Consider the following 25,976-nt stretch of genomic DNA (forward strand, 5'->3'; position numbering starts at 1 on the left):
CGACTCACTCGCCCGGTGTCTCCGCTTCGGTGAGCTCCTCGGCGGAGATGTCTTCGGCGGCGCGCTGGTACGCATCGGCCGCGCGGGCGAAGTAGTCGAACAGCAGTTCTCGCTGTTCGGGGGTGTAGCCGCGCACGATGTCGCCGATCCGGCGACGGGCCGGGGCCAGGGCGCTGTCGAGGCCGGCGGGCCGGTCCACCGGTTCGACGATGACCTTGCGCCGGTCGGCCGGATCCGGCGCCCGGCGCACGTAGCCGCCCTGTTCCAGGCGATCGATCAGGCGGGTGGTGGGTCCGGTGGTGAGCCCGGTGCGGGCGCCGAGTTCGCCGGGCGTCATCGCCCCGCTCAGCTCCAGGATATTGAGCGCGTAGAGGTCGGTGGCGCCGAGCCCGACCGCTTTCGCACCCGCTTGGGCATGCAGCACAACGGAACTCAGATAGCGGCGAAAGACCTGGCGGGGGTCGTGGTGGCGACTCGTCGTTGACACGGGACACACCTCTCTCGTAATCTCTTCCTCAACGAAGAGACTTCTCCAAAGAAGTAAAATCTTCTAAGCAGAGAATATCACGAGAGGCCCTGCTCATGACCGCCACCACCGACACCACCGCCATCCGCGCTCTCATCGAGCGCAGCCGCGACGCCTGGAACCGCGGCGACGGCGCCGCCTACGGCGCCTGTTTCACCGCCGACGCCACCGACGTCACCTATCTGGGCACCGTTTACCACGGTGGCACCGAGATCGGCGGCGCGCATCAGGCGCTGTTCGACAGTTTCCTCAAGGGCACCCGGCTCACCGTCGACATCATCGAGATCCGCCGCTACGGCAGCGATACCGCCGTCGTCGTCACCCGCGGGGAATCGTCGAAGGGGCAGCCGAAGAAGCTGGGCAAGCTGGCCACCTACACCGTGGTCCGCGAAGCCGACGGCGAATGGCGGATCGCGGCGGTGCAGAAGACCCAGCGCAAAACCATCATGGAGGCGCTGACCTTCCGCATGCAGCCCGCCGCCCGGCCGGCCGCCGGATAGCGGCCCCGCGAAACGCCAGTGGCTCCCCGGTCCGACAACCGGGGAGCCACTGTGCGACCGGAGAACCTACCGGTTCTCGCTGATCACCGGTTCTTGCTGATGTCGATCTGCTGCGTCGGCGCTTCCGAGAACGGCTGACCCGACTTGTCGCTCGGCTGGGTGGTCTGCGGCTTCTTGACCAGCCGGCCCGGCTTCGAGGAGCCGTCGCCGCCGCGCAGGCCCAGGATCAGACCGGCGATCAGCGAGATCACGCCCAGCACACCGAGGATGATCGGCAGCGTGCGGCTGTAGAGCGAGATCTGGTCCATGTACTTGCGGGCCTCGTCGGCCTGCGAGCGGACGGTGTCCGGATCGAAGGTCAGCGTGGTGTTGATCGCGGTGACCTCGGGCTTGTCCGCGCTGCGCGCGTAGTACTGGTGCAGCTGCTCGGAGCCGTTCACGACGGTGCCGGTCTCCGGCTCGACCCACACGTCGCGGGTGTTGGTGTAGTAGCGGTTCATCGTGACGTCGCCGTCGCCCTGCACGCCCCACTTGGCGGCCGGGAAGGTGAGCCGGTTGGTCGGCGCGGAGGTGACCTTGGACAGATCGGTCGGCGGCACCTGCTGGCGGAAGTGGTAGACCTTCAGATCGTTGATCTCGGTCTCTTCCACGAACTTCATATCGAACGACTTGCGGGCGTTGATGTCGAAGTACGGGTACGTGGTCTTCTCGGTGCCGATCGGGAAGCGGTACTGGAGACCGGTGTGCTGCACCGGATCCGGGACGCTGTTGCCCTTGCTGTCGACGGTGGTCGCGATCGAGCCGTTGGGGTCGTCGTCGATCGGCTGACCGGTCTTGCGGTTGATGGTGACGCGGTCGATGATCGCGGACAGCAGGCCGGTGTCACCGGTCTTGTCCTTGCGGCGCAGTGTCTGACCGGCCTGGATCGTCATATTGGTCTTACCCGACGGATCCTCGACGGTGAGGAAGCGCTGTGAGATGAGCCCGACGTTCTTGTCGATCTGGACCGGGCCCTCACCGGAGGTGAGCGATTTCGCGTCCAGCACCTCGCTCGGGGCGTTCGGCTTGTTGGATGCGATGGTGGTGATCTCGAGGTCGAGGGGAGTTTTGGCCAACTGGCTCACCCCGTAGGTCGGAATCAGTATCGCTGCGACGATCAACAGCGCACCGAGTCCCACGAGCAGGCAGGCCACCGTCCTCTTGGTACCGGCACTGAGTGCCATGCAAACTCTCCTCGTCGTCGAACAAGCCTCGTCCGGGTGCGCTCATAACCGGGTGCGGTCATAACACAAGCACTCGTGAGCCCCGACACTAACAGTCCGGCACCTTAACCCGGCGAGCTGAGTGCGGAAAACACCCCGGAGAAGTACGGGCGTCCGGCGAGGCGCGGTCCACGGTCGGGCCGCGGGGAGCCGCACGCGGCCGCGGCGAATCCGGCAGGGCACACTGGATCGCGATGACCGCAACCCCCGAAATCGCCACATCCAGCACCGACGTGCCGGCTGCCCCGGCGTCGCGCCCCGCTCCGGCGGTCCCCGGAACCCGGAAATTCGTTCCCGCACTGGAGGGTCTGCGCGGACTGGCCGCACTCGGTGTGGTGCTGACCCATGTGGCCTTCCAGACCGGCGCCGCGGGAACGCCGGTGATCGGGCGGGTGTGGGAGCGGTTCGATATGGCCGTAGCCGTGTTCTTCGGCCTCTCCGGCTTCCTGCTGTGGCGTCCGCACGCCGCCGCGGCGCGCGGGCTGGGCACCGCGCCGCGGGCCGGGCGCTATCTGCTGCACCGGGCCGCTCGCATCCTGCCCGCCTACTGGGTCGTGGTCTGCGTGGCGCTCACCCTGCTGCCGTCCGCGGCGCATTCGGCCGGGCTGCGGGTGTGGGGGGCGAATCTGGCGTTGGTGCAGGTCTTCGTCCCGCTGACCCTGACCGACGGGCTCACCCAGATGTGGAGTCTGTCGGTGGAGGTGGCCTTCTATCTGGTGTTGCCGCCGCTGGCCTGGGCGCTGGCCGGGTTGCGCGGCTCGGCGGCGCGGCAGCGGGTGTTCGCGGTGACCGCGATCGGAGTGCTGTGCCTGGGCTGGAATTTTCTGCCGGTGCCCACCCCGGACGCCATCCACGCCGACAACTGGCTGCCCGGCTATCTGCCCTGGTTCGCGGCGGGCATGGTGCTGGCCGAACTGGCCGAGATCCTGGGCGCGCGGTCGCGGGACGGGGACGCGGCGCCGCGGTGGCAGCGGTGGTTCGGCGACCGCCGGCTGATGTGGCCGGTCGCCGCGATCGCGTTCGCGCTGTCGGCCACCGACCTGGCCGGGCCCGCCGGACTGGCTCGCGCCGCGGCGTGGCAGTACGCGATGAAAATGGGTCTAGGGGCCTTGATCGGTTTCGGCCTGCTCGCCCCGCTCGTGGTCGGTGTCGCGCGGCACCGCTTTCTGCAGAGCCGCCTGGCGCTGACGATCGGACGCTGGTCCTACGGCATCTTCATCTGGCATCTGGTGGTCCTGGCGATGATGTTCCCGATCTTCGGATTCATCCCGTTCAACGGCGGGTTCCTGCATGTGCTGGCGTTGACGGTCGCCTTCACGATTCCGCTGGCCGCCGCGAGTTACGCGCTGGTCGAAGAGCCGGTGCGGCAGTGGGTCAAACGCCGGTTCGGATAGCGGAACCCGCTCGCCCCCACGGTTTCCGCGCGGGCAGTGCGGCGACGCCCACGGCGACGACCGCCACCAGCGCCGGGACCTGCGCCCACAGCGAGCCACCCATATAGACCTCTCCCGACCGCCACGGCCCGGTGGAGAGCGCGGCTTCGCCCAGAATCGTGCCGGCCCCGGCCAGCACGGCGAGGACGAGCGGCGCCTGCGGCAGCACCCGTACCGCGACGACACCGATCGCGGCGCACACCGCCCCGATCGGGCCGGCGATGAGGAAGGCGGCGATCAGCACACCGGCGGCGCCCAGCCACCAGCTGTTCCAGGTCCGAGGCGGTGGGTCGTAGGAAACGGCCGGGGAGGCCGGTGCCCGGACGGCGGTCACGGGATTGTCGGTGTGATCGTCGGATGTGCTCGAAGCACCGTCCGGCCGGGGTGTCGTGCCGCCGCCGATTCCGTGCGCGAGCGCACCGTCGGCCGACGTCGTCGGTGCACCGTCCGCCGGGACGGGCGAGTCGGCAGCCGACAGGGCGGTGCCGCCGGGTGTTCCGCCTTCTGCGGGGAGCGGCGTGGTGTCGTCCTGCGGCAGTTCGTCCGCGCGGTGGTTTCGTTTGTGCCCCAACCGTTTACGCAGACGCCCGGGTACCGGCAGGGCCAGCAGCACCAGGGGGATCAGCAGGAGCAGACCGCCGAAGATGGCCAGGCGATACCAGCGGTCGATCGGGAATCCCACGGTCACCGGGCCGTGCGCATCCGCGGGAATTACCCAGCCCTGCTTCCATCCGTCGACTACGACGGGCCGCAACGTGTGGCCGTCTCCGGTGTGCGCGGTCCAGCCGACATTGGTACTGAGCGGCAGCACCAGCAGGCGATCGCCGGGCGGCGCGTCGATGCCGGCCGGGCGATCGGCGCCTCCGGTCGACTCCGGCGCGGGGCGGTCGACGGCAGTCCCGCCCTCGCCGGTTGCTTCGTCACCGTCGTGGGCCGGTCGCGTCGCGTCGCCACCGTCCGTAGCCGGTGTCGCGGGCGTGGCAGCCTCGAAAGCCGTATTGTCCAAACGCAATTCGTCGACCGAGAACAGTTCGGTCGGAGCGACCGCGACGTCGACGGAACCGGCCGGAAGGTCGACCGTGGCACCGCCGTACGCGGTGTCGCCGGGCGCGCACACCGTGGCGGAAACCGGCTTCCCCGTGCGCAATTCATCGGCCGTCGCCGTCACGCTGGTGTGCAGCACCCGCCCCGCGACCGCGAGGGTCGGGCCGTGGTCGCAGTCCACCGTCACCGGCCGGTCGCCGGGTGCGGGCGCCGGATAGTCCGGTCCGAGTACGGACACTTCCGCCAGGCCCGGCGGCTGCTCCTGGGTGAAACCGAGTGCGGTGCGGTCCAGCACCGGCTTCCAGGTATCGATGCTGATCTCGATGTGGTCGGTGACGTGCGGATACAGCTCCAGCCGGACCGGAGTGGGCGGTGCGGACATCGGCGCGGGGGTGTCGGTCGACTTCGGCTGCGGGGCGGGTGCGTCCCGCGGCGGTGTGGCGGTCGGCGAGGTGCGGCCCGGGGACTCGGCCGTCGCCTCCGGATCGCGTCCCTTCGGCGCGGGCGGAATCTCGCGCACCTGGGGCCCGTCACCGAGATTCACCGCGATCGAGGTCGGCCGCGCGGGCAGTGCGCCCATCGGCGGGGTCACCTCGAGGCCGGTGACCAGTTCCGGGCGCGGCAGCGCAACGGTCAGCGTCGGTTTGGCGCCGGTGCGATTGCGCACGGTCTCCTCGGGGGCGATCCAGCTGGTGCGCGGATCGCCGTCGGTCGCCGCGAAGGCCGAACCGCGCAGATCGCCGACATCGGCCTTGCCCCGGGCGATGGGCCGCTCCGGATCGGTCAGCAGACTTTCCAGCGCCGGGCCCTGCCGGGTGCGCAGGGTCAGCCGCGGTGCGACCGTCACCGGGGCCGGGACATCGAGAGTGCGTTCGAAGGCGCCCGGTTCCTCGGCGGGCAGTGCGAGTCCCTTACTGCAGCGCACGCGATCCGGCGCATCGAAACATCCACTGCGACCGGGGAATTCCTGTCCCAGATTCCAGCCGCGCACCGGCGTACCGGCCGGAACGGACGGCAGCACCGTGCGGTGGCGAATGGTCACCGGCGTCGGCGCGTCACGGTTCGAATAGTCGAACAGCTGCACCTCGCTGATGCCGAATTGCCCACCGCCGGTACCGTTCTCGGTACGGGTCGCCGTGATGGTGAGCCAGTCGGTGCGCCCAGGCGGCAGCGAAACCGACACCGGCGCACCGGGTTCCGATATCCGCGCGGCCACCGTGCCGTTGGCGGTGCGCACCTCGATCCACTTCACCGGATCGCCGATCGCGGCGGGACTCGTGGTCACCTGGAGAGCCCCCGCCTGGATCGGATGGTCGAGGCCGAGCCGGAGCCATTGTCCGACAGCGTGTTCGGCACTGGTGCTCAACCACGCGGTACTCGGGTCGCCGTCGAAGGCGGCCGCGGTCGAACTTCCCGGGGCCGCACCGCCGAGCTGAGTGGCATCGGCCGCGGAACTGGAGGCCGTGACGGTGGCGCCGGACCACTGCCCCTCCACCGGCTGCGCGCCGGGTACGGGGTAGTCGGGGACCAGGTTGTGGGTGCGGCGGGCGTCGGTGCGCGCGCGCAGCGCCGAATTGTGGTTGTCCACCCGCCCGAAATCGGCCTCGCGATCCATCGGGGTATCGGTGATCGTGGTCGCGGAGGGGGTCAGTCCGGCGCGTGCGGCATCGGCGGCCAGCAGGGTGGGTCCGTTCGCGCCGGATCCGTTGCGACGCAGCCGTTCCAGCACTTCCGGACCGCCTTGAACGACCGGCACGGAATTCAGCGGCACGGTCCGCGCCCCGGGGAAGCTCGCGGGTGCGCCGGGACCACTGCGGATGTCGGCCGGTTGCCCGCTGTCGCCGTCGCTCACCCGGTAGATCTCGATCGCGGGATACGTCGGGCGCAGATCACCGTCGGCGACCAATCCGTCGCCGTGGCCCACCTCGATCGGGTTGCCGAATTCGGCGACCTTGGTGATCCCGGGCGAGCCCTCGATCGCCTCGTGCGCCAGCATCGGACGGGTGGAGCGGGAGGTGTCGGGGTCGAGATCGTTGCGCAGCAACAGAATTCCGATGCCCTGATCGATCAGTGTCGGGGCGAGCCCCGTGGAGGGCCGGCCGTCGGCGATCAGCCGCTGCACCGAATCCATCGCCCGGATCGCCCCCGGCGGTGTGAGGGGCACGGCATCGCGCACCGCCCACGGCGTGCGGGCCAGGGCTTGCAGCGGTTCGTCGCGGGTCAGTCCCCAGATCTGGCTGCCGAACGGCGCTCCGGGCACCACCAGCGCCCGGGTGTCGGAGGCATTGTGCGCCAACCAGTCCGCGGTCTGCTGCCAGTAGGCCGGCACCTTGTCGTAGGCGCCGCGCGGGGCGAGCTTGCCGGTCCATGCCAGCGAGGTCGACAGGGCCAGTGCCGCCAGCAGCAGCGCCGCCACGGCGACCATCCGGTTGCGTTCCGGATGTGCGAAGGCGCTGCGCCACACCGGCATCGGCACCGAGGCGGGTAGCGGCACCCGGCGCAGCAGATGAGCGAGCCCGATCACCAGCGGGATCCGGATCAACGGTTCCAGCTTGTGCACATTGCGCAGCGGGGCGCCACCGGAATCCAGGAAGATCCGCACCGATTCGGCGAACGGCCCGCCGAGCTGTCCGGCGTATCCGGCGCAGATGCCGACCAGGCCGGCGATCAGAACGAGCGTGAACCGTCCGCGTCCCGGCATGGAGCGCAGCGCCAGCCCGGCCATTCCGGCCGCCGCGAGCGCTCCGGACGCCAGTACCGCCGCGGGCTGGGTGACCAGCACCGCGCCCGCGATCCGCTCCGGTGAGACGTACGGCGTCCAGCTGTCGGTGCCGCGCAACACCTCACCGAGCGACGCCCACTGGGTGGTCACCCCGGAGGATTCGATGTAGTCCAGGAACGGCGGGCTCACCTTGCCGAGCACCAGCAGCGGCACCACCCACCAGAAGGTGCCGAGAATCAACAGCGGAATCCACGCCCGGGTGAAGCGCCACCAGGTGCGATTCGGCCGATACGACGCCCACCACAGTGCCGCGGGCAGAAAGGCGGCCACCGTCGCGACCGCGTTGACCGAGCCCATCAGCGCCAGCGCGAGGGCGCTCGCCGCGGGCGAGGTCGCACCCCGCATCGAGACCGAGTCGGCGGTCGGCCGGTGCGGCAGCAGTCGCCGCCATCCGGAGCGGACGGCACGGACCCGCGGCAGCCCGACGACGCCCAGCGCGGCCGGGGCGAGCAGCACCCACGGGGCCAGCATCATCGGCAGGGTTTCCGAGGAGATGGATCCGAGCGTGGTCAGCACCCGCGGCGAGAGCGCGAACGCGACCGCCGCGACCACCCGGGAACCGCGGGTGCCGATGCCCAGCACCTCGCACAGCCGGACGATGCCCCAGAAGCCGGCGAGAATCAGCAGCGCCCACCAGATCCGCTGGCTCACCCACGCCGGAAGGCCCAGCACATGGCCCAGTGAGAAGAAGGCGCCGTGCGGGAAGAAATATCCGTACGCCTGGTTCTGCACCTGGCCCATCGGCGCCTGACTGCTCCACAGATGGGCGGCGCGCTGCAGGAATCCGACCGGATTCTGGGCGAGATCGTATTTGGTGTCGGCGACGGTATTGCCGGGTGCCTGCAGAAAGGTCAGCAGGAAGGCGGCGAGAACGGTACCGGCGAACCAACGCCGGCCCAGTGGTGCGGTGGCCGAGGAAGGGGAGTCGGCGGAGGGGGCAGCGGCGGGCGCAGCGTCAGCGCGCGCCGTACTCAACGTTGTTCAGCAGCGACGACGACGCGTCGCCACTGCGATCCACCTCGGGCCGCGAATTCTGCGCTGTCGCCGTCACGACGACGAACACCGCGATCACGCCGAGCAGCGCTCCGGCGACGGCGCTCGCAACCCCCGGGACGGCAAACTTCATCGCGTACTCCCAACATCGACACAGGCGTCTTGCGAGCCAACCTACAACATGGGCGCGCCGCAGGCGGCACGCAGCACGGCAACCCGCCGGTCGGCCGACCTTCTCCGCGCCCTGCGAGCAGTCTTGATCAGCTCGGCTGGTCCGGTACCGCGCAGGCCAGCCCGTTCAACAGGGTGCGCAGTTTGGCCGTCGTCTCGTCGAGTTCGGTGCGGGGGTCGGACGCCGCCACGATGCCGCCGCCACCGTAGGCCTGCACGGTGCGCCCGTCCGCGGACACGTCGGCGCATCGGATAGCGACCACCCATTCACCGTCGCCGCGGGCATCGCACCAGCCCACCGCGCCGCCGTAGAACCCGCGCGGCTCCTCGTGTTCGGTGATGGTTCGCAGGGCGAGGTCGGTGGGGGTCCCGCAGACCGCGGGCGTGGGATGCAGCAGCAGCGCCAGGTCGAGCGCGGTGGTGGCGGGGTCGCGCAGCCGGCCGGTGACGGGTGTCGCCAGATGCCAGACCTCGGCGGTGTTGATCAGCTCTGGGCCCTCGGGGATCGCGAGTTCGGCGCAGACCGGGGTGAGTTGTTCGCGGATCCACTCGATGACGAAGGCGTGCTCGTCGCGATTCTTGGTACTGGACAACAACTCCCGCGACCGTTCGGCATCGACGGCGGGATCGGCGTGCCGGGGCAGTGTCCCGGCCAGCGGACGCAGCGTGACGGTGTCGCCGTGCCGGGCGACCAGCACCTCCGGTGTGGCGCCGACCAGATGTGCGCCGACCCGGCCGGCCGGTGTCAGATCGACGGCGAAGACGTTGGCCTGGGGATGGCGAACCAGCAGGTGCGCGGCGATCACCTCGGGTTCGAGCGGCTGCCGCGCCTCGGCGATCAACGAGCGCGCGGCGACCACCTTGCGTAACGGCTGCGCCGGATCCGACAGCTGCTCCACCAGTTTCGTCACCCGGGCCACATGCTCGGCCGGGCTGGGAATCTCCGCGACGACCCGGACCTCGGGCAGCGGTGGCACCGCGGCCGGACGCCACGGGCCCGCGCTGTGTTGCGCCTGTTCCGGTTCACACAGCGCGGCCGCATCGCCCGGATCGAACGGGATCGCGCCGACGATCAGTTCCGCCGCACCCGCACGCAGGGCCGCCGCCGCCCGCCGCGCATCGTCGAATGCGCGCCGGATGCCGGTCGTACGGACCACGCCCCCCGGTTGTGCGAGCAGAAAGCCGTCCATAGTTTCCCGACGATAGTCGTGTCCGGTACGGGCGGCGCCCGGGCAGCGACGCAGATCTCATGTGGGCAGACTCATGTGAAGGGGAGCGGCACCGTCATAGCCGACCGGCGAGATCGCTGACCGGAATCGGTTCCTTTCCCGGCGGTACCAGCAGAATCGGCCGGTGGCAGTGTTTCAGCACCGCCTCCGCGACACTCGAATGCAGCAGGGCGCGGATGCCGGTGGAGCCTCGCGTACCGGCGACGATGATGTCGACATTCAGCTCGTCGGCCACGTCGACGATCGCATTCCAGATGGTCGAGGTGCATTCGGCGGTGCGTGGCTCCGCATTCAGTCCCGCCAATTTCGCCAGCCGTACGCCCTCGGCATTGATCTGTTTGGCGTCGACGTAGGCGATATCCTCGATCTCCTCGTCCGGAAGCCATTCCGGCTGCATCACCCCGGAAAGTCCGGACAGCCGCGCGGCCTGGCGCACCATCGGCTCCCACGCCGTGAGCACGACCGCCCTGGGCGCGGACAGAAACCGCCCCGCATATTCCACGGCCCGCTTCGCATTCTCGGATCCGTCGTACGCGATGAGCATCAAGTCGCAAGTCATGACGACCTCCCGGACCTCCGTGCCGTGAGTGTGTGGGCGTCCCGCGACTACCCGCGACCCGAGACTACTCGCGCGATCAGCGTCGATGCGGGATGTCGATCGGTATTCGCCGATTCGATTCGAAACCGTTCTGTTCCGTCCCCGCATTTCGGTCCGGACCGGATGCGACCATTCGGTCCGGACCGATCGGACTGTGTGCTGAACCTCACTCGTGGCTGACAATTCGCGCGTGATTCACCGAATCACGTGTAACTGCTGTGATTTCCGGTATTCACTGGAACAACCGACGAACGGAGCCGGGGTACGGCGCCGGGAGATGGACAGTGAGTGAGGTGCATCGTGCGATTGAAAGAGATTGCTACGCCACAGGATTGGGCGGACACCTATCGGGAGCTGTTCGGATTACCCTATGTGCGCGTCACCTCACCCGGATATGTGGTGTTACCGCTGGGCGACTCGGTCGCCGCGGTGAATACGCCGGAACCGCTCGGTGCGCTGGTACTCGGTGAATTGACCGTGCGCGGCATTCCGGGACCGGTGCTGGTGCGCGAACATCCGCCGCGTCGAACGTTCATCGCGGTATTCGACGGTTATCCGGACGGGGATCGGACTCTGCGATTGCAGCGCCACGGCGTCGATATCGGATCCCATCGCAGCAATGTCATTCTGCCCACCGGATTCGGGCGGCACACCCACGAGGGCCGGTGGTGGGCGCGCGCACCTCAGCGCGACGAATCGCTGCCGCTGCTCTCGGAGGTGGTGGCAGCGGTGGAGCGCATCGCCGCGTGAGCCGGGCGCGCCGTGGATCCCGGGTCGGTGTCAGGCGAGCGCGATCAAGCAGGCCGCCGCCGAGGCCAGGACCAGGCACGGCATCGGATACGGCAGATGCGCGTACCAGCGTGCCCGCACGATGGTGATCACCGCGCCGACGAAATACAGCACCAGGCCGATGGCCGCGGCCAGGCCGACCGCCGGGAACACCAGCCCCGCCAGCAGCCCCAGTGCGCCCGCTGCCTTGATCGCCGCCAACGGCCTCAGCGCCCAGTCCGGTACCCCGTAGCTGCGCATATTGCCGCGCACCCACTCCGGGGCGACGATGTCGACGACGGTCGTCCCGAAGATCACCACGGCGGCGACGATCGTGACGGTCACATATGCGGTGTGCATGACACCCTCCTGCTCGTTCGGCGCCCTGATCTGCGATCGTGAAGAAGTGGGTTCGAGCCCACGGCGCGGGCGAACAGGGCGAATCCGTCCCACATCCGGTTCGACGTGCGGGGGCCGAGAAAGGTGACCGGTGCGCGATCGGGACGAGCTGGCGCGGCGCTTCGAAGAACACCGCGAGCTGCTGCGCGCTATCGCCTACCGCATGCTGGGCTCACTGGGCGAGGCCGAGGACGCGGTGCAGGAAGCCTGGTTGCGCCTCGATCGGGCCACGGGGACGACCGAGACGAAGCATGGCGGGCGAGGCACGGCGGAAGGGGGCGCGGGGGGCAAGCGGGCCGCGGATGACGATGCGGCGGACGGGCTCGGGATCGACAATCTCGCGGCGTGGCTCACCACCGTCGTCTCGCGAATCTGCTTGGACCAGTTGCGTTCCCGAGCCGCGCGGCGAGAGGAGCTCGTCGGCCCCGCGGCCGGATCCGTCGCGCTCGACTTCGCCGGTGCGGGCCCTCGGCCGGTCGTCTTCTCCGAGCCGGAAGCCGAAGCGGTACTGGCGGATTCGGTCGGCCGCGCGCTGCTGGTGGTGTTGCGCACGCTGAGCCCGGACGAGCGTGTCGCCTTCGTACTGCACGACATGTTCGCCGTCCCGTTCGACGAGATCGCCCCGATCGTGGGCCGCACCGCGGCGACGACGAAGAAGCTGGCCAGTCGCGCCCGCCACCGCGTGCGCGGCGACACCGCGACGCCCGCGGCCGAACTCGACGGGCATCGCGAGGTGGTCACCGCATTCCTGTCGGCGGCGCGGGCCGGCGACCTCGGCGCCCTGCTCGCGGTCCTCGCACCCGATGTCGTGCGCACCGCGGACCCGGCGATTCTGCCGCCCGGTATCGCGTCCGTCGTGCGGGGTGCGGCGGCGGTGGCCGAGGAAACGGTGCTGCTGCGCAGTCGTTCCCGGGTCGCGGGCCTCGCCCTGGTCGACGGTCGGCTGGGACTGGTCGTGGCACCGCACGGGAAACTGGCGGCGGTCCTCCTGCTCACCGTGCGCGAGGACCGGGTGGCCGCCTACGACGTCGTCGCCGACCCGGGCCGATTGGGCGCCCTGACGATCGCGGTCCCGCCGCCCGCGCGCTGACTGTCGGTGCGGATACGGATTCGACCGATTCGCCGCCGCCCGGAATTCGCCGCGATCGGCAACCGGCTTCCGAATTACCGGCCCGTTCGATACGGGCCGGCGTCGTTTCGTCATACGCGCCCAGCGGCGGCGCGGATCAGCGTTCCAGGATGGCGACCACGCCCTGGCCGCCGGCGGCGCAGATGGAGATCAGCGCGCGTCCGGAACCCTTCTCCGCCAACTGCTTCGCGGTCTGGGCGATGATGCGCCCACCGGTCGCGGCGAACGGGTGCCCCGCCGCCAGCGAGGAGCCGTTGACATTGAGCTTGGTGCGGTCGATCGCCCCGAGGGCGCCGTCCAGGCCCAGCCGCTCCTTGCAGTACTGGTCGGATTCCCACGCCTGCAGGGTGGCCAGCACGACCGAGGCGAACGCCTCGTGGATCTCGTAGTAGTCGAAATCCTGCAGGGTGAGGCCGTTGCGGGCGAGCAGGCGCGGCACCGCGTAGGTCGGCGCCATCAGCAGGCCGTCCGGACCCCAGACGTAGTCGACCGCCGCCACTTCGCTGTCGACCAGGTAGGCCAGCGGCTTCAGGTTGCGCTCGGCGGCCCACTCCTCGCTGCCCAGCAGCACCGCGGAGGCGCCGTCGGTGAGCGGGGTGGAGTTGCCGGCGGTCATGGTGGCATCGCCGAGCTTGTTGCCGAACACCGGCTTCAGGGTGGCCAGCTTCTCCAGCGAGGAGTTCGGGCGCAGGTTGTCGTCGCGGGTCAGGCCCAGGAACGGAGTGACCAGGTCGTCGAAGAAGCCGCGGTCGTAGGCGGCGGCCATGTTCTTGTGCGAGAGGTAGGCCAGTTCGTCCTGCGCCTCGCGGGCGATGCCGAACTCCTTGGCGGTGATCGCCGCGTGGTCACCCATCGACAGCCCGGTGCGGGGCTCGGCGTTGCGCGGGATCTCGATGCCGACCATGCTCGGGCGCAGCCGGCCGACGAGCTTGACGTAATCCTTGTTGTTGCGCGCCCGGTTGGCGTCGAGCATCCATTCGCGCATGGACTCGCTCACACCGATCGGCGCGTCGGAGGTGGTGTCGGTGCCGCCGCCGATACCGGCCTCGATCCGGCCCAGCGCGATGGCGTCGCCGACGGTGACGATCGACTGCAGGCCGGTGCCGCAGGCCAGCTGCAGATCGTGCGCGGGGGTGTACGGCGAGAGTTCGCTGCCCAGCACGCTCTCGCGGACCATGCCGTGCTCGCCGACCCGCTTGAGCACCGCGCCGCCGACGACCATGCCGAGCCGCTCGCCCTGCAGCCCGAATCGGCTGACCAGGCCGTTCAGCGCGGAGGTGAACATGTCCTGGTTCGAAGCGTGGGCGTAACGGCCGTCGGAGCGAGCGAACGGGATGCGGTTACCGCCGAGGACGGCGACGGGCTTGGCCTGCTTGGCCTTGTCGGCCCGGCTGCTCGATGGTGCGGTCTTCGCCGAACGGGCTTTGGTAGTCACTCGAGTCTCCACTGTCTCGTCGGGTTTTCTGGGTCCGGAGCCGGGAATGCCGCATATTGGGGACGAAGTCGGTAACCCGGCCGACTGTACTGCTGGCGGTTCCGTCGGTTTACATTAAACTTACTCTGGAGTAAGTTAATTGTCGACACCGTACCCCGGAGATGTGGGCTACAACGCGCGGGGTAGTGGGGAAAACGGATACGGCAGACGTCCAGATCGTCCACATACGACACAAGGAGAAGGTAGGAACAGTGGCAGCCAGCAAGAGCAAGGGCGCTCCCAACCTTTACGGTTCGTTCGTCAATTCCGCCCCCGGCGCTTTCCTGGCCGGCAAATTGGGCCTGCCGAAGCCGGAGAAGCTGCGTCGCTACGCCCCCGGCGAGCCGGCGTTGCCGGGCCCCGTCCTGCTCGGCGGTAAGGGCCGCGTCGCCGACGCCGCGCGCACCCTGCTGTCGGACTACACCTTCGTCGACGCCCCCACCCAGGGCGTGAAGGTCGGTGCGCTGGTCTTCGACGCCACCGGCATCGCCACCGTCGAGGAACTGTCGCAGCTGTTCGAGTTCTTCCAGCCGGCCATGCGCTCGATCGCCCCCTCCGGCCGCGTGCTGGTGGTCGGTACCACGCCGGAGCTCGCGGGCAGCGTCGACGCGCAGATCGCGCAGCGCGCGCTGGAGGGCTTCTCCCGCAGCGTGGGTAAGGAACTTCTGCGCGGCGCCACCGCCAACCTGGTCTACCTGCACCCGGAGGCCGCCGCGGCCGCCACCGGTCTGGAGTCGACCCTGCGCTTCATCCTGTCCGCCAAGTCGGCGTTCGTCGACGGCCAGGTCTTCCGGGTCGGCAAGGACGACAACGCCGCCGCCGGCATCGACTGGACCAAGCCGCTCGACGGCAAGGTCGCCGTGGTCACCGGCGCCGCCCGCGGTATCGGCGCGACCATCGCCGAGGTGTTCGCCCGCGACGGCGCCACCGTGATCGTCGCCGACATCCCGGCCGCCGGCGAAGCGCTGTCGCAGACCGCCAACAAGGTCGGTGGCACCGCGCTCGCGGTCGACGTCACCGCCGCCGATGCCGCGGACAAGATCGCCGAATTCGCCACCGAACGCTTCGGCGGCGTCGACATCATCGTCCACAACGCCGGCATCACCCGCGACAAGCTGCTCGCGAACATGGACGCCGCGCGCTGGGACGCCGTGCTCAACGTCAATCTCGCCGCGCCGCACCGCATCACCGAGGGCCTGGTGGCCAAGGGTGCGCTGAAGGAGGGCGGCCGGGTGATCGACGTGTCCTCGATCGCCGGTATCGCCGGCAACCGCGGCCAGACCAACTACGGCGCCTCGAAGGCCGGTGTCATCGGCATGGTGAAGGCCGAGGCGCCCAAGCTGGCCGAGAAGGGCATCACCATCAACGCCGTCGCCCCCGGTTTCATCGAGACCGCGATGACCGCCGCCATTCCGGTCGGCACCCGCGAGGCGGGCCGGCTGCTCAGCTCCCTGCTGCAGGGCGGGCAGACCGTGGACGTCGCCGAGACCATCGCCTACTTCGCCAGCCCGGCCTCGAATGCGGTGAACGGCAACATCGTTCGCGTCTGCGGCCAGGCCATGATCGGAGCCTGACGTGGCCACTCAGACCATCTCGCTGAACGAGCCGCCCAAAACCGGCAGCCTGTATCTGAAGGCCGCCCTGGGTGCCGTTCCGCTGCCGTTGGTGTCGGCGCGTAAGTCCGAGATCCCGGATCGCGCGGTCGAGTGGAACGGCGTCCGCGTCGATCCCGACCACCTCGCCGCCTACTGCCACGCGACCGGGCTGCGCTTCGGCGACTCCCTGCCGCTGACCTATCCGTTCGTGCTCACCTTTCCCGTGGTGATGCAGCTGGTGGTGGCCCGGGACTTCCCGTTCGTCGCCGTCGGCGCGGTGCACGCGGAGAATCTGATCGAGCGCACCCGCGAGATCTCGGTCAGCGAACCGCTCGACATCCGCGCCCACGTGGAGAATCTGCGCGAGCACCCGAAGGGTCTGCTGGTCGATGCGATCAGCGAGATCAGCGTGGGTCGGGAACTGGTGTGGCGGCAGGTCACCACCTTCCTGCACCAGCAGCGCACCTCGATGTCCGGTGGCCCGAAGGCCGCGCCGCCCCCGGACGAGGTGCCGCCGCCGCCGCTGCGCACGCTGAAGGTCGACCAGGCGATGATCCATCGCTACGCGGCCGCCTCCGGCGACCGCAACCCGATCCACATGTCGGCGCTCGGGGCGAAGGCCTTCGGCTTCCCCCGGTCGATCGCCCACGGCATGTGGTCGGCCGCCGCGATCCTCGGCGTCATCGAGGGCCGGGTGCCCGCGAAGACGGCCTACGCGGTGAAATTCGGCAAGCCGATCCTGCTGCCGTCCACGGTCAACGTCTACGCCGACCAGACCGCCGAGGGCTGGGATCTGTCGCTGAAACATCCGAAGAAGGGCTACCCTCATCTGACCGCGACGCTGCACTGAGCAGCGAACGGCACACGAACAGCCGCCCACCTTCTCGGCGGCCGCATATCGGATCGCATGGGGGATTCGATATGTGGCGAAGGCGAAAAGGTGGGCGGCTGTTGTCGATTTGAGCCGGCGATCGGCGGCCCGATCAGCAACTGCAGTCGCAGCCGCAGCAATCGCAGTCACAGTCGCCGCAACCATTGCAACAGCTGCAGCAATCGCCACAGCCTTCGCAGTCGCCGCAGTCGCAGCAATCGCAATCGCAGTCGCACCGCTGCAGCCAGGCATCCCGATGTTCGCCGCTGCACGGCCGCCGATGCCCGGCACAGCAGGCGTACCCGGTGCAGTACACCCCGCAGATGATCCCGACTCCCTGCCAGAAGGTGGGCCGTCGCGGGGGCTCGTGCGGTGGCTCGTCCGAGGGTGGATACGGATCGCTCGGCGGTCGATCACCGAACGGCGGCGGAATGTCGTGGGGCTGCACCGTTGCGGCTGCCCACGACCGAATGTGCCCGGCCGCCACCGGGTAGCCCAGCAACCGTGCCGTCGCGCTGGTATCGGCGTCGCGGGAAAGGGTTGCGCCACTACGCTTTCCGCAACTGCAGGCGGATGTCGCGGTGCCGCACGCAACGGCCGCGGTTCGGCCCAGCTTGCGGACGACGCCGCGAAGCGGATCCAGCAACAGCCAGCGGACGGTGGGAACGTGCGCGAGCTTCGCTTGGTGCAGGGCACGGCGTATTTCGGCGTCGGACTCACGCAGCAGACCGTGTGCCCCCTCGGCGCTCACTCCGGTGGCGAGCAGCGGATTGAAGCGATTCCGGCGGCGGTCGTCGTCGAGATCCTCGATGGCGTCGGCAAGGTGGGCGATGCGCCCGAAATGCCAGCCGACCTCTCGCAGGGCAGTGACGTTCTCCGGGCGGTCCGCCAGAACGGCACTGTGGGCGAAAAGTTCGGCGGCACACGTCTGTGTCGGCTCGGTAAGCGTGGCGAGCAGCTGCAGCGGCGTGGAATCGGCTGTCCGCGAACGGATCCGCACTGTCTGCTCGAGTTCTGCCTGACGGCCGATCGCGGCGATCAGCGGTTCGATGTCCAGGTCGATGTCGGCGGCGTTCGCGCGGGCCGAGGCGAACCAGCGATCGGCCACCTTCCGCATGGGCCGCCGGGCGAGCGGACCCGCGTCGCCGTCGTCGGCGTGGTCGCGAATCTTGGCCGCTCCCAGCAACAGTGACGCTGTCGTCGCCAGCCGCACCCCGGGAGATCCGGCCGCGGCGACCGAAGCACGGTGCATGCCGCGCAGCGCACACGGCCCGGCCGCGGTCCGCGCGGCCGCACCGGTCTGTGCTTCGGTGAGCACATTCAGCACGATCGCGTCGGTATTGGTCGCGGTGCGGGCCAACTGGCCGTGCCCGTCGCGCAGGCCCAGGCACAGTCCGCACATATGCGTGCGCCAATCTGCCGCATCCAGGCCGTATTTCGCCGCGCTGTGCGCGCACGGCGTGAGAAGTCCGAACAATTCCGCCCCGTAGAACCCCGGCCGCATCGGCAATCCGGCCATCTGTGCACTGCGCACTCTGGCAGGTGCCGACAGCGCCGCGCAAGTCGGACCGCGCGATTCGCCGGTGTCTACTCGGCCTTCTTCTTACCGGCCAGACCGCGCCAGGCCAGATTGTCGAGCAGGTCGACCGCGCTGGCGACATCGACCTCACCGCTGGCGATCCGGTCGGCGATCGCCTCGCCCGCACCGATCACGGCCACCGCGACGATATCGAAATCCGTTCCGGGCTCGGCATATTTGGCACTCGACTCGAGCAGTTTCGCGGTCAGTTCGATGATGCGCTCGCGACTGTTCGCGATCTCGGAGGCGAACGGCTGCTGCCCGAGGGCCTGCCGGTACAGCACCGACCACGACAGCCGGTTGTTGTCGACATAGGACAGGAACGCCTCGAGCCCGGCGCGCAGCTGCTCGTGCGGCGTCAGCTTGGGATTGCCGGCCACCGCGACGGCCTCGATGAAGCGTGCGCTCTCGCGCTGAATGCAGGCCCGGAACAGTTCGTCCTTGGAGCCGTAGTACAAATACAGCATCGGCTTGGAGATCTTGGCCTCGGCCGCGATGGCATCCATCGACGTGTCGTGATATCCCTTTCGGGAGAAGACCTCGACGGCGGCGTCCAGCATCTGCTGCTCACGAACCGCCCTGGGAAGCCGCTTCGTTCCGCCTGCCATCCACCACTCCTAGCCCATATCGAAACCCCTATCTTACTCCAAGGTAAGTTTCCGAGGGCAACGAATTGCCACCGATTCGCTGAAGCCGGGCTCAGCAGGGGAGCTGGATGCCTTTGTACTCGGCCACCCGCAGGACCGAATCGTCGACCTGCTTCATGGTCAGTTTCCCGTCGCGAACTTCCTGTTCGAGCCGGTCCAGCACCGAGCTGACGGCGTCGGTGCTGATCCACAGCGCTTCGTCGGCACCGGCCTCCAGGGCGGTGGCGACGGCCTCCTCGATGCCCATCCGCGCCGTGATGGCCGCCATGCCGCTCAGGTCGTCGGTGAAGATCGGGCCGTTGTAGGGCTTGGCGTTGTAACCGGTGCCCTGGCGCAGCAGTGCCATCGCCTCCGGGCTGATGCTCGCCGGAACGTTGGGCGAGGTCAGACCGGGAACGTCGAGATGACCGACCATCACCGCGGCGCCGGAGTCGATCAGGTTCCGGAACGGCACCAGATCCACCTGCTGCATCTGATCCAGCGGGGGCGTGCGCACCGCGCCGGTGTGAGAATCGCCCGATCCGTGTCCGTGGCCGGGGAAGTGCTTCATCACCGCGCCGACACCGGCATCGTGCATGGCCCGGATGTAGGCGCCGGCGTATTCGGTGACGACCTGCGGATCCTGGGAGTAGGAGCGGTCGCCGATCACCGCGTCGTCGGGCTCGTCGCTGACATCCACGTCGGGCGCGAAGTCGACGGTGATGCCCAACTTCTTCATGGCCTGCCCGCGGGTGAGGCTCTGTTGGTAGTACTCGTCGGTCGACATGGTCTGCGCGGCGACCCGGGCCGAGGGCGCCTGCCCGATCAGATTCTGCAACCGCGACACCCGGCCGCCTTCTTCGTCGATGGTCACCATGAGCGGCGTGCGCGCGGCGGCCTTCACCTGCTCGAGGCCCTGACCGGACAGCATGGATTGATCGGTCCAGCTGCCGACGAAGATGCCGCCCACCTGTTCCCCGCGCACCACCTGTTCGGCGTCGGCGGTGTTCTTGACGCCCACGGTGACCAGCTGTGCCAGCTTCTGCCGGGTGGTGAACTGCGCGAGATAGCCTGCGGCGCAGTCCTGCTGGTTACCGGTCGTGGTGGTCGCGGCGGTGCCGCCGGCCGCATTCGTCGTGCCCGGTGCGGTGCTGGGGCTGGTCGTGGTGGTGGAGCCGCCACCACCGGAGCACCCCGCGAGGGCGACTGCGGCTACTGCGAGAACGATCCCGGCGACGTTGCGCATGGACCGACCGTAGCCGTTCCGGTCGCCGGAACCTACCCGTGGTCGCTATCCGCACCCCTGCCCCGGGAACCGCACCCCGGGCGAGCGTCGCCGAGCCTCGCTCCGACCGCTACGGCCACCCTTTCGCGGGCTCGGCGAACACCTGCCGCGGTAATACCTCAGTTATTGAATTGTGATATCAGTCATTCTGCGGTCGTCGTGCGCGATCGCCTTCGGAACAGCGGCGGACCGAATAAAAGATCAATAACCAGCTATTTCCAGACGGCAGTAGAAACGGAATGCTGACGGTTGCCCGCAGTCGGACGAGTCGATAGCTACAGCTGCGATTGGTAATCTCTCGGTAACCTGACGGTCGGTAGTCGGTTGTCGAAGATTCATGATTCGGTCCCGCCCTGTTGCAGGCCAGGATCGCTATCCATTGCATTCGGCTATTGATTCGCTACCGATAACCGCGGAAATCTTCCGCTCCATCAACGAACCGATAGCGGAGGGCTGAGTCGATATGCGTATCAGCGCAATCGCGCGCGGCGCGGGATTCATTCTCGCGGTGGTCGTCGGGGTGGGTGCGCTCGGCGCCGCCCCGGCCGTCGCCACATCCGATCTCGACCGGTATCTCGACCTGCCTCTGGTCAATCGCGATGCCGGCCGGTCGCCCGGTGGCGTGCACCCGGAATTGCCCTACGACCACGCCGAACTGGGCCGCCTGCTCGACGAGGCCCGCGCCGAGGGTGTGGCGCCGACCCGGTACGCCGCACTGCTGTACCAGTACTGGCTCGTGGACGCGACCGAGAAGGCCGGTATCGAGTTGCGCCGCTGGGATCCGCGCACCGGCGTCGAGGCCAACCGCGACAATCTGATCAAGTCCTATCGCTACTACGAGAATCTGCAACTCGGCCACCGCGAATTGCAGTGGGCCGGAATGGGCGGCCAGGTCGGCGCCGACTTCGGCGGCGGACTCGTCGACGCCGAACTGATGGGCAACCTCTACGACCTGCCCGGTATCGCCGACGCCGCACACACCGTGCTCGGCGCCGTGCAGCGGGCGGCCGGACCGCAGGCGGTCGCGATGCTGCCGGACGGGCTGCGCGCGCTGGCCGACGCGGCGCCGACCATCACCCCCGAGGACCTGCAATGGATTCTGGGCATGATCCTGGTGATGCAGAAGAACATCTTCTCCGACCTGATGCCGATGCACGACGCCTACGTCACCGGTGGCCTCGCCGCGCTGGCGGAATTCGAGCGGGCCGGACTGTTCGGCGCCGACATCATGGACGCCTGGCGCGATGTGGCCTCGGGCGCGCACGATCGGATCGCCGCCGGCAATGCGGCCCTGCTGCGCCGGGAACAGCAGTGGGCGATCGGCGCGCAGTGGGACCAGGTGCGCAACTACAAGGGGCCGGTCGGCGCGGCGATCACCTACCTCAGCGGCGCCGCCGGTTCGCCGTCGGTGGCCGGTGTCGTGCCGCCGCGCGAATTCCGGCCCGTGCGTGTGCCTTTCACCGGCGCCGACGGCCGCCCGATGATTCTCGGCCTGCCGCTGCCGAGCTGGAACTGGTCGGTCCTCGACGACCGCTGGGACTACATCACCACCGAACTGCTGCCCAAATACACCTGGCAGGTCGAAAACAACTGGCCCGCACTGGAAGCCGCACTGCGAACCCCGTACGAGGTGCAGCTGGAATCCCATCGGCCGCTGCTGAACATCCCGCAGCTGCTGAGTTCGGCGGCACAGGAAATGACGGTCACGCCGGCGGATCCGGTGCAGGCGTCCGGCGGAACACAGGAGGGCCGATGAGGAAGTACACACTGGCGGCGATGACCACCCTCGCGGTGGTCTGTGCCGCGGCGGGAGCCGGAGTATCCGGAACCGCTGCCGCGGAACCCGTTCCGCCGCAGACGCCCACCCTGAACGAGGTCTTCAACGGATTCGTCGTCGGCTCGCTGCAAGGAGCTTCCCCGGCGAGCCCGCAGGAGGCGTTCCAGGCGTTGCGGGCCGACGACCCGTTCTATCGGGAACCACCGCTGACCGGTGCGGAGAAACCCGGCACGGTGGTGAAAGCGAAAAAGGTCGATGTGCTGTTCACCGGCGTGAAGCCGGCGAATCTCGACGCCTGGAAGCTGATGTACGTCACCACCGAACGCGACGGCGTCACGCCCGCGATCAGCACCGGGATCCTGATGATTCCGCGAGACGGCAAGCCCGCGAACGAGAAGCACGTCGTCTCCTACCAGGAGGCCAACGACAGCGTCGGCTGGAACTGCCATCCCAGTACCCAGTGGACCGGCGGCGATCCGCTGGACGGCGCGTCCTGGTCCGCGCTCGGGCCGCTGGCGTTGATGTTCGGTAAGGGCTACGCGGTGATGATCTCCGACGTCGGCAACGACGCCGACCGGTCCCCGCACGGTGTTTTCGCCGGTAAGTACGCCGCGCACACCCAGCTCGACGGCACCCGGGCGGCGCTGAATTTCGATGCGGCCGGGCTGAATCCGCAGGCTCAGGTCGCGCTGTTCGGGATCGCCGGCGGTGGTGTCGGTGCGGGCTTCTCGGCCGAACTGCAACCGTCCTACGCACCGGAGCTGAACGTGAAATCGACCGTGCTGGAAGGCATGGTGGTCGATCAGCGCAACTTCATGCGGGTCGCCGACGGTTCGGTGGGTTCGGGCTTCGCGTTCGCCACCCTGCTCGGGCTGGAGCCGAAATATCCTGAGATGCAACTCGATTCGAAACTGAATCCGGCCGGGCAGGCGGTGGCGAAGGTCTTCCGCGGTCAATGTCAGGACGCCTACTTCAGCATGCCGTTCATCCCCTTGCGAACGATGTTCGACTCGGGACTGAATCCCGCCGACGAACCGGCGTTCCAGCCGGTGTTCGACGACAACCGGCTCGGCCGCTCCGGCGCGCCGGCGTCCAAGGTGCTGATCACCTCGTGCGCGAAGGACGATTCGCCGATGTCGCTGGTCCCCGCGGCCGATTCGCGCGAGCTCGCCGACACCTACCGGGCGCAGGGCACCGATGTCACCTACCAGCCCACGGACTGTTCGATGGTCACGATGCTCACCGACCTGTACGGCTGGGGCACGGATCTGTTCGGCATGCAGACCATCGACTGGATGGACCGGCAATTCGACTGAGTGGAGACATCATGGCATTCCCCTGGGGACTGGGCTATCTGCTCACCTTCGGACCGCTGGCCGCGCTGGACATGGTCGGCCGCGCCGTCCAGAGCCTGAGCTGAGCGAGACACGATGCGAGAAAGGCCCCTGCCGCCGACGCGGTAGGGGCCTTCGTTCCGGTTCGGCGTGCGCCGCTCCGGCCGCGGCCTACTTGCCCGGCAGCTCGTTGTGCCCGCCGAACGCCTTGCGCATGGCCGAGAGCACCTTGTCCGCGTAGAGCGCCTCACCACGCGAGGAGAAACGCTCGTACAGCGCGGTCGAGAGCACCGGCGCGGGCACGCCCTCATCGATCGCGGCGTGGATGGTCCAGCGGCCCTCGCCCGAATCCGACACCCGCCCACCGAAGCTGGTCAGGTCGGGATCGGCGTGCAGGGCGGCCGCGGTCAGGTCCAGGAGCCAGGACGCGACCACCGAACCGCGCCGCCACACCTCGGTGACCTCCGGCACGTTGATGTCGAACTGGTAGTACTCGGGGTTTTCCAGCGGGGACACCTCGGCCGAATGCGCGTCGTCGAGCTCCTTGCCGATATTGGCCTTGTGCAGGATGTTCAGGCCTTCGGCGTAGGCCGCCATCGCGCCGTATTCGATGCCGTTGTGCACCATCTTCACGAAGTGCCCGGCACCGGCGGGGCCGCAGTGCAGGTAGCCCTGCTCGGCGGGGGAGGGCTCACCGGTGCGGCCGGGGGTGCGCTCGGCGGCGTCGACACCCGGGGCGATCGACCGGAACAGCGGTTCCAGGTGGGCGACCTGCTCGGCCTCGCCGCCGATCATCAGGCAGTAGCCGCGGTCCAGGCCCCACACGCCGCCGGAGGTGCCGATGTCGAGGTAGTGGATTCCCTTGGGTGCCAGCGCCGCGGCCCGCTTGATGTCCTCGTGGTAGCGGCTGTTGCCGCCGTCGATGATGATGTCGCCCGGCTCCAGCAGGTCGGCGACCTGGTCGATGACCGCGCCGGTCGCGCCGGCCGGAATCATCACCCAGACCACGCGCGGCTTCTCGAGCAGCGCGACGAACGCCGCGTAGTCGGTCGCACCCTGGAAGCTGTCGCCCAGTTCGTCGGTGAATTCCTTGATCTGGTCCTCGTGCCGGGAGTAGCCGACCGCGGTGTGCCCGTCCTTGACGATGCGCCGCACGATATTGGCACCCATTCGGCCGAGCCCGATCATTCCCAGCTGCATACTCTTCTCCTCGAGTCGTCCGAGCTTCGGCAGGTCCGAGCTCTGCTTGCTGCTGCACCGCGGCGTGAGATCAGCGCCCCGTACCGCAATCGCCCTCGATTGTCCCCGGTGCCCCGATCGAGAATTTCTCCGGTGTCGAAACGAATCGTGTAACGCCCCGGGCTCGGCCCCGATAATCAGATCGGCTCCGTGCAGTTGCCAGACCCCCGACCCGGCAACCGCACGGAGCCGTCTTCGTATCCTCCGGGCTCGCGCCCGTCGACGACTCCGGCTCCCGCCCGCCTACAGCGGCGTGCGCATGAGCACGACGTTGTACTGGTTGTGCATGGTCAGCAGGAAGTACAGGTCGCTGCCGGTCTGATACGGGTAGATCATCGGGGCGTACATGGTCGGCAGATCGCGCACATCGACCAGCACGCGCGGCGCACTCCACGGACCCTCCGGGTTCGGCGCGGTCCGCATGACCACGGAATCGAAGGGGTCGGTGGTCAGCATCACGTACTGGCCCAGATGCGCGTTCCACTGCACCGACAGCTCGCCCACACCACCGACGATCGGCTTGGCGGCATTGGCGTCCTTCGGCTTCCACGCGCCGCCGTCCCAGTACTCGTAGGCGTCGATATTGGCGATATCGGCTTCCTTGACCCGGGCGATGAATCCGGGCTGGTTGCGGCCCGCCGGGGTCCCGTACTTGTAGACGTAGCCGCCGGCCTTCAGGAAGGCGTTCTGCTGGAAGCTCTGGAAGCCGTTCTCGTTGCCGCGGCGGGTGGTCGGCAGCTGCGCCCAGGTCTGGCCGTCGTCACCGGAGACGGCCATCGTGGAGAAGTTGGTGTCCCAGTGCCCGTCCGGGCCCCATTCCCGCACCGACATCATCGACATGTACTGCACGCCGTTGACCGAGATGCCCGCGGTCGGGATGAAACTGATCTCGATACCCGGAATCTTGGGGCTGGGCAGCGGATTGTCCACGAAGCTCGTGTAGTTCAGCCCCGCCGACGGGTCCGCACCGGCCGGGCTGCGGAACAGCACGTTCGAGCGCCACGCCCAGATGCTGCCGGCCAGGACGTTCGGCACGCCGAGTCCGGCGGTGTCGCCGTAGGCGGTGATCATCTGCCCGCGGCCGTCGTCCCACATGATGCCGAGGTCGGTGCCCAGCACGTTCTGGTTCTGGGTCCGGTTCGGCGAGGCCATCCCGGTGGCCTGGTAGACCGCCTGCGTCGGGCCCGGCAGCTGCGGCAATCCGTTGATGCCGTTCAGCCCCGGAATCGGATTGATGTTGTTCGGGTCGGCTCCGGCCGGCGATGCCGTCAGGCCCAGCAGCGCGACCGCCGCGCAAGCTCCGGCCAGGGCGGACAGTCGTCTCATATTCCGAATTTCCTTCCATGAGTCGCGCCGTGGGTA

Annotated in this window: 21 protein-coding genes; 8 read left to right on the forward strand and 13 right to left on the reverse strand. The window is 68.7% G+C overall.

Annotation, left to right across the window (positions count from 1 at the left end):
• Nucleotides 1-4: 4 nt before the first annotated feature.
• Complete coding sequence (locus AC5592_RS07075) at nt 5-487, reverse strand: MarR family winged helix-turn-helix transcriptional regulator (RefSeq protein ID WP_036506876.1); 483 nt, start codon at nt 485-487, stop codon at nt 5-7.
• Nucleotides 488-582: 95 nt separating this feature from the next.
• On the opposite strand from AC5592_RS07075, the gene AC5592_RS07080 reads away from it, so the two are divergent.
• Nucleotides 583-1,026 (forward strand): SgcJ/EcaC family oxidoreductase, encoded by a 444-nt coding sequence (locus AC5592_RS07080; RefSeq protein ID WP_063063740.1) that lies wholly within the window; start codon nt 583-585, stop codon nt 1,024-1,026.
• Between the two features lie 83 nt (nt 1,027-1,109).
• Here the strand turns inward: AC5592_RS07080 and pgfA are convergent, their stop codons facing one another.
• Nucleotides 1,110-2,249, reverse strand: coding sequence for a cell envelope lipid trafficking protein PgfA (gene pgfA / locus AC5592_RS07085; RefSeq protein ID WP_036506872.1), 1,140 nt, complete (start codon nt 2,247-2,249; stop codon nt 1,110-1,112).
• Nucleotides 2,250-2,482: 233 nt separating this feature from the next.
• On the opposite strand from pgfA, the gene AC5592_RS07090 reads away from it, so the two are divergent.
• Nucleotides 2,483-3,682, forward strand: a complete 1,200-nt coding sequence (locus AC5592_RS07090) for an acyltransferase family protein (RefSeq protein WP_063063741.1) — start codon at nt 2,483-2,485, stop codon at nt 3,680-3,682.
• On the opposite strand, the gene AC5592_RS07095 is transcribed toward AC5592_RS07090, so the two are convergent.
• From AC5592_RS07095 to AC5592_RS07110, 4 genes are all read right to left on the reverse strand, one after another.
• The gene (locus AC5592_RS07095) at nt 3,663-8,522 is read right to left on the reverse strand and encodes an alpha-(1->3)-arabinofuranosyltransferase domain-containing protein (RefSeq protein WP_198163782.1); all 4,860 of its coding nucleotides are present in this window, start codon (nt 8,520-8,522) and stop codon (nt 3,663-3,665) included. The two genes, AC5592_RS07090 and AC5592_RS07095, sit on opposite strands and share 20 nt — an antisense overlap.
• Complete coding sequence (locus AC5592_RS07100; RefSeq protein ID WP_083871340.1) at nt 8,503-8,673, reverse strand: DUF2613 domain-containing protein; 171 nt, start codon at nt 8,671-8,673, stop codon at nt 8,503-8,505. Before AC5592_RS07100 ends, AC5592_RS07095 begins: the two co-directional genes overlap by 20 nt.
• A gap of 127 nt (nt 8,674-8,800) precedes the next feature.
• Nucleotides 8,801-9,901 carry an isochorismate synthase gene (locus AC5592_RS07105; RefSeq protein WP_063063742.1) on the reverse strand — a complete coding sequence of 367 codons (1,101 nt, stop codon included), beginning with the start codon at nt 9,899-9,901 and terminating at the stop codon, nt 8,801-8,803.
• Between the two features lie 94 nt (nt 9,902-9,995).
• Nucleotides 9,996-10,499, reverse strand: coding sequence for a universal stress protein (locus tag AC5592_RS07110; RefSeq protein WP_063063743.1), 504 nt, complete (start codon nt 10,497-10,499; stop codon nt 9,996-9,998).
• A 339-nt stretch (nt 10,500-10,838) separates the two neighbouring features.
• On the opposite strand from AC5592_RS07110, the gene AC5592_RS07115 reads away from it, so the two are divergent.
• Nucleotides 10,839-11,288, forward strand: a complete 450-nt coding sequence (locus AC5592_RS07115) for a VOC family protein (protein ID WP_143859909.1) — start codon at nt 10,839-10,841, stop codon at nt 11,286-11,288.
• A gap of 30 nt (nt 11,289-11,318) precedes the next feature.
• On the opposite strand, the gene AC5592_RS07120 is transcribed toward AC5592_RS07115, so the two are convergent.
• Nucleotides 11,319-11,666, reverse strand: coding sequence for a DoxX family protein (locus AC5592_RS07120; protein ID WP_036506860.1), 348 nt, complete (start codon nt 11,664-11,666; stop codon nt 11,319-11,321).
• A 130-nt stretch (nt 11,667-11,796) separates the two neighbouring features.
• Between AC5592_RS07120 and AC5592_RS07125 the strand changes: the two genes are divergently transcribed.
• Nucleotides 11,797-12,795, forward strand: a complete 999-nt coding sequence (locus AC5592_RS07125) for a sigma factor (RefSeq protein ID WP_063063744.1) — start codon at nt 11,797-11,799, stop codon at nt 12,793-12,795.
• A 136-nt stretch (nt 12,796-12,931) separates the two neighbouring features.
• On the opposite strand, the gene AC5592_RS07130 is transcribed toward AC5592_RS07125, so the two are convergent.
• On the reverse strand, nt 12,932-14,269 hold the full coding sequence (locus tag AC5592_RS07130) for an acetyl-CoA C-acetyltransferase (protein ID WP_039781524.1): 1,338 nt from the start codon (nt 14,267-14,269) through the stop codon (nt 12,932-12,934).
• Between the two features lie 251 nt (nt 14,270-14,520).
• On the opposite strand from AC5592_RS07130, the gene AC5592_RS07135 reads away from it, so the two are divergent.
• Nucleotides 14,521-15,882: a 3-oxoacyl-ACP reductase gene (locus tag AC5592_RS07135; RefSeq protein WP_232329242.1), complete on the forward strand. Its 1,362-nt coding sequence runs from the start codon at nt 14,521-14,523 to the stop codon at nt 15,880-15,882.
• Between the two features lies 1 nt (nt 15,883).
• Nucleotides 15,884-16,753, forward strand: a complete 870-nt coding sequence (locus AC5592_RS07140; protein WP_063063745.1) for a MaoC family dehydratase — start codon at nt 15,884-15,886, stop codon at nt 16,751-16,753.
• Nucleotides 16,754-16,886: 133 nt separating this feature from the next.
• Here the strand turns inward: AC5592_RS07140 and AC5592_RS07145 are convergent, their stop codons facing one another.
• The 3 genes from AC5592_RS07145 to AC5592_RS07155 all read right to left on the reverse strand — a co-directional run bounded on the left by AC5592_RS07145 (nt 16,887) and on the right by AC5592_RS07155 (nt 20,225).
• Complete coding sequence (locus AC5592_RS07145) at nt 16,887-18,293, reverse strand: DUF5685 family protein (RefSeq protein ID WP_232329243.1); 1,407 nt, start codon at nt 18,291-18,293, stop codon at nt 16,887-16,889.
• A gap of 68 nt (nt 18,294-18,361) precedes the next feature.
• Nucleotides 18,362-18,961 carry a TetR/AcrR family transcriptional regulator gene (locus AC5592_RS07150; RefSeq protein ID WP_030514254.1) on the reverse strand — a complete coding sequence of 200 codons (600 nt, stop codon included), beginning with the start codon at nt 18,959-18,961 and terminating at the stop codon, nt 18,362-18,364.
• Between the two features lie 91 nt (nt 18,962-19,052).
• Nucleotides 19,053-20,225: a glycoside hydrolase family 3 N-terminal domain-containing protein gene (locus AC5592_RS07155; RefSeq protein WP_063063746.1), complete on the reverse strand. Its 1,173-nt coding sequence runs from the start codon at nt 20,223-20,225 to the stop codon at nt 19,053-19,055.
• A gap of 502 nt (nt 20,226-20,727) precedes the next feature.
• Between AC5592_RS07155 and AC5592_RS07160 the strand changes: the two genes are divergently transcribed.
• Both AC5592_RS07160 and AC5592_RS07165 read left to right on the forward strand, forming a co-directional pair.
• A complete protein-coding gene (locus tag AC5592_RS07160; RefSeq protein ID WP_063063747.1) occupies nt 20,728-22,020 on the forward strand; it encodes a hypothetical protein in 1,293 nt (430 codons plus the stop codon).
• Nucleotides 22,017-23,357 carry a lipase family protein gene (locus AC5592_RS07165; protein ID WP_036506820.1) on the forward strand — a complete coding sequence of 447 codons (1,341 nt, stop codon included), beginning with the start codon at nt 22,017-22,019 and terminating at the stop codon, nt 23,355-23,357. Before AC5592_RS07160 ends, AC5592_RS07165 begins: the two co-directional genes overlap by 4 nt.
• A gap of 189 nt (nt 23,358-23,546) precedes the next feature.
• Here AC5592_RS07165 and gnd read toward each other — a convergent pair whose 3' ends face one another.
• Both gnd and AC5592_RS07175 read right to left on the reverse strand, forming a co-directional pair.
• The gene (gene gnd / locus AC5592_RS07170; protein WP_036506823.1) at nt 23,547-24,575 is read right to left on the reverse strand and encodes a phosphogluconate dehydrogenase (NAD(+)-dependent, decarboxylating); all 1,029 of its coding nucleotides are present in this window, start codon (nt 24,573-24,575) and stop codon (nt 23,547-23,549) included.
• A gap of 282 nt (nt 24,576-24,857) precedes the next feature.
• On the reverse strand, nt 24,858-25,940 hold the full coding sequence (locus AC5592_RS07175; RefSeq protein WP_036506817.1) for a glycoside hydrolase family 183 protein: 1,083 nt from the start codon (nt 25,938-25,940) through the stop codon (nt 24,858-24,860).
• Nucleotides 25,941-25,976 lie beyond the last annotated feature (36 nt).

The sequence above is a fragment of the Nocardia violaceofusca NBRC 14427 genome, from assembly GCF_963869435.1.
Taxonomy (GTDB): domain Bacteria; phylum Actinomycetota; class Actinomycetes; order Mycobacteriales; family Mycobacteriaceae; genus Nocardia; species Nocardia aobensis.

Excerpts from the sequence above, each read along its gene's own strand:
- AC5592_RS07145 (WP_232329243.1), bottom strand. The coding sequence starts at position 18,293 with ATGGCCGGATTGCCGATGCGGCCGGGGTTCTACGGGGCGGAATTGTTC.
- AC5592_RS07165 (WP_036506820.1), top strand. The coding sequence starts at position 22,017 with ATGAGGAAGTACACACTGGCGGCGATGACCACCCTCGCGGTGGTCTGT.
- AC5592_RS07110 (WP_063063743.1), bottom strand. The coding sequence starts at position 10,499 with ATGACTTGCGACTTGATGCTCATCGCGTACGACGGATCCGAGAATGCG.
- AC5592_RS07150 (WP_030514254.1), bottom strand. The coding sequence starts at position 18,961 with ATGGCAGGCGGAACGAAGCGGCTTCCCAGGGCGGTTCGTGAGCAGCAG.
- AC5592_RS07105 (WP_063063742.1), bottom strand. The coding sequence starts at position 9,901 with ATGGACGGCTTTCTGCTCGCACAACCGGGGGGCGTGGTCCGTACGACC.
- pgfA (WP_036506872.1), bottom strand. The coding sequence starts at position 2,249 with ATGGCACTCAGTGCCGGTACCAAGAGGACGGTGGCCTGCCTGCTCGTG.
- AC5592_RS07155 (WP_063063746.1), bottom strand. The coding sequence starts at position 20,225 with ATGCGCAACGTCGCCGGGATCGTTCTCGCAGTAGCCGCAGTCGCCCTC.
- AC5592_RS07100 (WP_083871340.1), bottom strand. The coding sequence starts at position 8,673 with ATGAAGTTTGCCGTCCCGGGGGTTGCGAGCGCCGTCGCCGGAGCGCTG.
- AC5592_RS07080 (WP_063063740.1), top strand. The coding sequence starts at position 583 with ATGACCGCCACCACCGACACCACCGCCATCCGCGCTCTCATCGAGCGC.
- AC5592_RS07175 (WP_036506817.1), bottom strand. The coding sequence starts at position 25,940 with ATGAGACGACTGTCCGCCCTGGCCGGAGCTTGCGCGGCGGTCGCGCTG.
- AC5592_RS07120 (WP_036506860.1), bottom strand. The coding sequence starts at position 11,666 with ATGCACACCGCATATGTGACCGTCACGATCGTCGCCGCCGTGGTGATC.
- gnd (WP_036506823.1), bottom strand. The coding sequence starts at position 24,575 with ATGCAGCTGGGAATGATCGGGCTCGGCCGAATGGGTGCCAATATCGTG.
- AC5592_RS07090 (WP_063063741.1), top strand. The coding sequence starts at position 2,483 with ATGACCGCAACCCCCGAAATCGCCACATCCAGCACCGACGTGCCGGCT.
- AC5592_RS07160 (WP_063063747.1), top strand. The coding sequence starts at position 20,728 with ATGCGTATCAGCGCAATCGCGCGCGGCGCGGGATTCATTCTCGCGGTG.